This window comes from Allobosea eneae, assembly GCF_042657265.1.
GTDB lineage: Bacteria > Pseudomonadota > Alphaproteobacteria > Rhizobiales > Beijerinckiaceae > Allobosea > Allobosea eneae.
Genome location: NZ_JBHSLW010000044.1, coordinates 1 through 5,324, shown reverse-complemented (window position 1 = coordinate 5,324; position 5,324 = coordinate 1). Strand labels below are relative to the sequence as shown.

Genomic DNA, 5,324 nt, shown 5'->3' with positions numbered 1-5,324 from the left:
CCACCATCGCCTCCGCGACGGCCTTCCTCTACGCAGCCGCCGCCATGGTTCTTATCCGCCGCATCGCGCGAGCGTCATGAGTTCCGGGACGGACTCTTAGCGGTGAGCACGACGTCGCGAGCGAAACACCTCAATGGTAGTTCTACTGCTGTCTATTGGCGGACTGCTTTTTCTCACCGCTGAGGTCTTTCGACCATTTTTCTGGCCAAATCTTGACCGCATCAAGCGATCGAAAAGCAAGCACGTGAATTTTTCCGATTGCCGCTGCACCTCCTCCTCGCAGTTCAGCGCAGCGTAGCACCCGCCCACGCTCTCGTCGGCGACGAGACGCGCGTCATTCAGATGTCACGAGCCCAAACTACCAACCTATCACTACAGGTTGACCTCAGGGGTCGAAGGGCACCGGTGGCGAACGCGACAGATATGAAAATGCACGCATGAATACGGGAAGAATTATCATGACGAATACTGCTACGGCCCACGTCGCCTGGAATCAGATCTGGAGCTCGCCGGACAGTCGAGCCGCTTGGGAAACTCCCGCGCCTGACGTTGCCACCTACGCCGTAACTCTGCGGCAGAGCCTCGGGATGCGCCGCGTGCTGGATCTGGGCTGCGGGGTCGGACGCCACGCTCTGATGTTCGCTCGCGCGGGCTTTCAGGTGGCTGCGACCGACATGGCCGAGTCTGGCATCGATGAACTCCGGCGTAAAGCCGCCGAGGAGGAGTTGATGATCGACGCGCGCGTCGCAACGATGATGGAACTGCCGTTTGCTGACGCCTCGTTCGACTACGTGCTCGCCTTCAACGTGATCTATCACGGCGATCCTCGCATCGTCGGCAACGCGGTGTCCGAGATTCGGCGCGTTCTGCGGCCCGGCGGGGTCTACCAGGGGACGATGCTGTCCAAGCGGAACCGACTCTACAACGTCGGGACCGAGATAGCGCCGAACACATTCGTGAACGACGATGACCGCGGGGACGACAAATCGCATCCTCATTTCTATTGCGACGCGGCCGAACTGGTCGTTCTGTTCTCCGGCTTCGAGCTGCTTTCCTTAACGGACGAGGATCACTCGAAAGCTGGTAGTTGGCATTGGCATCTGGTTGCGGAACGTCTGTTGTGAACCTGCCGCGCACCGAAGCAGCCGCGAAAACGGTTGACGTGACTGAGTCGGAGACCGGACAGGGCTGGCGTGCCGTTCGCGGCGCCTTGGAAGAGGAGATCCTGGCGAAACGGTATCCGGCCGGCGAGCGCTTGCCGTCCGAGCAGGAAGTCGCCAATCGCTTCCGCGTCAGCCGAACGACCGTGCGTCGGGCCTTGCTCGCTCTCTCACAGGCCGGGCTGATCCGCATCGTCAACGGAAGCGGCAGTTTTGCGACGATGCGCAGCCATACCTACACCGTCGACAGCAATTCGCGCTTCCGAGACACGCTGGAGGGAGGCGGCGTGCATGTCGCGCGTCGGTGTCTCTCGGCAGATACGATCCTGGCCGATGCCGTCGTCGCAAACATGCTCGACATTGCTCCAGGCACGGAGGTCTCTCGCCTGAGCAGCGTCATGTCCGGTGACGGCGTCCCGCTCGTTCTGTCGACGCGGTACTACCCGAAAGCGTTCTGTCCGGACCTCGTTGCGCTCTACTGCTCGGAACTATCCGTGACCTGCGTCTTCGAGAAGCTTGGCCTTGGCACTCTCGATCGCGTCGCGACGAAGGTATCGGCGAGGCTGCCCACGGAGGAAGAGGCATCTTATCTCGACATGGCTTCGAATGCGGCGGTTCTTCAGATACAGAGCAGGGGACAGATCAAGGGGTTCGGAATAATGGAGTACAATTGCAGCGTCGCGCCCGGCTTTGCGCTGGATCTGAATTTCAGAAACTGAAAACAACAATACGCATGAATAATAAAACACAGAATCGGTAACTATTTATAATAAAATACTGATCTTAAAAACGTAGAATTAACTATCGGACGCCCGACTCCGGATGCCCGCACGATGACGCACACCTTTAGCCATATGAGAGAATTACCATGCTGAAGCCACTTACGACACAGATTGTCGGAAGCTATACAAAGCCGGATTGGCTCTATCGTCGTGATCGCGCTTTTCGGCTGGATGGCTCGAACTGGCGCGTCGGTCCAGACTATTTGGATATGGCGCGCCGGGACGCCGCTAGGCTGGCGATCGACGAGCAAGAGCGCGCCGGGCTCGATCTCATCACAGACGGCGAATGCCAGCGCCCCGCCATGCATCGCCCAGTGCAGGAGGCGATCGCGCGAGAATTCATGCAGCGAAATCCGCAGGTCGAGATCGTCCTGCGTCCCCCGGCGGAAAGCTACGGGGCCGCGCTGCAACAGGCGCTTCGCGAAGCGGTGATCGGACGGTTGCCGGATGTCGGCTATTTCGGCCTCGACACAATCCGGACGCTCACGGATCGTGGCAACATCATTGATCTGAACAGGTTCTTAGCACTCGAGCCGGATGTCGCTGCGCTCGGCTACAATGACGGCAATCTGGGGCTTGCCCGCTATTACGGCCGACAGACGGCCATCCCCTTCTGCATCTCGCTGCCGATCGCCTATTTCAACAAGGATCTGGTGAGGAAAGTCGGCGGCGATCCCGACAAACTGCCGTCGGACTGGAACGGCATCATCGCCCTGGGGGCAAGAATAGCAGCGCTGGGCGACGGCATGAGCGGGCTCTGGCTGCGCTACTCCGGCGACATCTGGTATTGGCAGGCGCTGGTGGAGTCGTTCGGCGGCAAGCTTATGAACGCCGCCGAGACGGATATCGACTTCCAAGGCGAGCACGGTCGACGCGCCCTGGAGGTTCTGGCGAGAGCCGCCGACGAAGCGAAGATGCCGGATTTGTCCTATAATCAAGCCCGCCAAGCGTTCGTCGCTGGCAAGCTGGGCATCATGATGGCCTCAAGCAGCTATCTCGCCAATGTCGGAGAGCAGGTCGGTTCGGCATTCTCGGTCGGAACGGGACCCTTCCCAGTCTCCTCAGAGCTCGCACGCTTGCCGGCCGGCGGCAATGCCCTGGTGATGTTCACGGACGACGAAGCGAAACAGGACGCGGCTTGGCGTTACATCAAATTCGCGACCGGACCTGTCGCCCAAGAGATCATGGTGCGCGAAACCGGTTACATGCCGATCGATCCGGACCTGTTCGAGCGCGTCGGCCCGCTCGGCGACTTCCTGCGAGACAATCCGAACTACGCCGTGACCGCCCGCCAGCTGCCGCTGATGACGGGCTGGTACAACTTCCCCGGTCCTAACGGCCTCAAGGCCAGCCGGTTGATCGTCGAGCAGCTCCGGCGCGTCGTGCAGCGCAGCGCCAAGGCAGGCGAAGTTCTCCCCGTGATGGCGGAAATCACCCGAAAGACGCTTGCCGAACGATGACAAGAGCCAGTGTTGCGCACGCGGCTCGGGCAGTCGCCCGCCACGATCCGGATAGTGAGGACATATAGAATGGGTACCGTCACCCTGAGAGCCCTTCACAAGTCCTTCGGCTCTGTCCCGGTTCTGAGCGGCGTCTCCCTCGACATCGCCGACGGCGAGTTCGTCTCGATCGTCGGACCATCCGGCTGCGGCAAATCGACCATGCTACGGATTATCGCGGGGCTCGAGGTGCAGGATGAGGGGGCGGTCGAGATCGATGGCCGCTCCATGGCGTACGTGCGCCCGAAGGCGCGCGATGTCGCGATGGTCTTTCAGTCCTACGCGCTCTATCCGCATATGAGCGTCGAGCGCAACATCTCGGTGCCGCTCCTCATGCGTCGTCTCACAACCGCACAGCGACTGCCTCTGATCGGGCGCTTTCTGCCCGGTGCGCGCGCCGTAAGCGCCGCTATCGCTCAAGATGTGCGCTCCGTCGCCGGCGCGCTGGAGCTCACGCCTCTGCTCGGGCGGAAGCCGGGGCAACTGTCGGGAGGGCAACGCCAGAGGGTTGCAGTCGCTCGTGCAATGGTACGTCGTCCCAAGGTCTTTCTGATGGACGAGCCGCTCTCGAACCTAGACGCGAAATTGCGTGTCCAGATGCGTACCGAGATCAAGGAACTGCACGCGAAGCTGCGGGCAACCTTCGTCTACGTCACCCACGACCAGTCGGAAGCCATGACCATGTCGGATCGGGTCGGCGTGATGATCGATGGCGAACTGATTCAGATCGCTGCACCGCATGTTCTGTACGACGACCCCGAGGACATTCGCATCGCCACCTTCATTGGCTCTCCGCGCATCAACCTGATTGCCGCCCATGTCGCGGACGATGGATCTCTGCACGCCGCAGGCCGCCTGCTGGCGCTCGATCATCGCCTTGCGAAGGCGGCTCGGATCACGGTCGGCGTCAGGCCGGAGGCGATCGGACTGGCCCAAGACGACACTGAAACCGCCATGAGGGCTCGCATACGCCTCGTCGAGCATCTGGGATCGGATCTGCTGGTGCATGCCGAGTCCGCCGACGGCGCGGAGAAGCTGATCGCCCGCCTGGAGCCACGAACCGGCCGCCATCTTAGGGCCGGCGACGTCGTCGGGCTGACCTTCGATCCCGCAGCCGCGCTACTCTTCGATCAGGACGGCAGAAGGCTGCGCTTCCCGAGGGAACGGCCCCACGCCCTGCTCTCCCGTGTACTGGCCGAGACATGACCCCGTCTGCTTCCCGCTTCTTGCGCATTGGCGACAACTGGACCGCCTATGTCCTCGCCGGCCCTGCGCTGGCACTTTTGCTCGCCTTGTACATCCTGCCTTCGCTAGGTGTCTTTGTCATCGCGGCGACGGACTGGCAGTTCGGGGCGCGCTCGCTCTACTTCGTCGGCGCAGAGAACTTTGCCGCGCTTCTCGAAGACACCACGTTCCGCCAATCGTTCCTCAACACACTCGCTTTCGTGTCCACGACGGTGCCGTTCACAGCCCTCCTCGGATTGGCTATTGCTTTGCTGATCGAGAGCGGCAGGAGCCTGCGCGCCTTCTATCGCGCGGTTCATTTTCTTCCCTTCATGGCGACAATGGTCGCCATGGCGATGGCGTGGGAAGCGTTGCTGCATCCGACTGTCGGCCTCGTCAATCAGCTGATGCGCCTCGCCGGCTTGCCCGCCATCAACTGGCTGCGCGAGGAGAGCACGGCCCTGCCCGTGCTCGGCCTGATCTTTGTCTGGCAGAATCTCGGCTACGCCATGATCTTGTTCCTCGCGGGGCTCAAGGCCATTCCAGCCGAGCTTTACGATGTGACCTGAGACCCTTTTCTCCTCCGGTCTGAGGGAGAGTCCTGGGTTTCGTTTCTGGCCTCATGCGGCCTGTTTTTCCAGCGTGGATTTGAGGGCGAA

The 5,324-nt window shown here is 61.3% G+C and carries 5 protein-coding genes; all 5 read left to right on the top strand.

The annotated features are described in order from the left end of the window. Positions 1-458: 458 nt before the first annotated feature. The 5 genes from ACFPOB_RS24155 (at position 459) to ACFPOB_RS24135 (ending at position 5,234) form a co-directional block, all read left to right on the top strand. On the top strand, positions 459-1,124 hold the full coding sequence (locus tag ACFPOB_RS24155; RefSeq protein ID WP_377800908.1) for a class I SAM-dependent methyltransferase: 666 nt from the start codon (positions 459-461) through the stop codon (positions 1,122-1,124). Next, a complete protein-coding gene (locus ACFPOB_RS24150; RefSeq protein WP_377800907.1) occupies positions 1,121-1,879 on the top strand; it encodes a GntR family transcriptional regulator in 759 nt (252 codons plus the stop codon). Before ACFPOB_RS24155 ends, ACFPOB_RS24150 begins: the two co-directional genes overlap by 4 nt. A 149-nt stretch (positions 1,880-2,028) precedes the next feature. After that, positions 2,029-3,402: an extracellular solute-binding protein gene (locus ACFPOB_RS24145; RefSeq protein ID WP_377800906.1), complete on the top strand. Its 1,374-nt coding sequence runs from the start codon at positions 2,029-2,031 to the stop codon at positions 3,400-3,402. A 69-nt stretch (positions 3,403-3,471) separates the two neighbouring features. Beyond that, entirely contained in the window at positions 3,472-4,647 is a 1,176-nt protein-coding gene (locus ACFPOB_RS24140) for an ABC transporter ATP-binding protein (protein ID WP_377800905.1), read from the top strand. A gap of 20 nt (positions 4,648-4,667) precedes the next feature. Beyond that, positions 4,668-5,234 carry a carbohydrate ABC transporter permease gene (locus ACFPOB_RS24135; protein ID WP_377800904.1) on the top strand — a complete coding sequence of 189 codons (567 nt, stop codon included), beginning with the start codon at positions 4,668-4,670 and terminating at the stop codon, positions 5,232-5,234. The last annotated feature ends 90 nt before the right edge of the window (positions 5,235-5,324 follow it).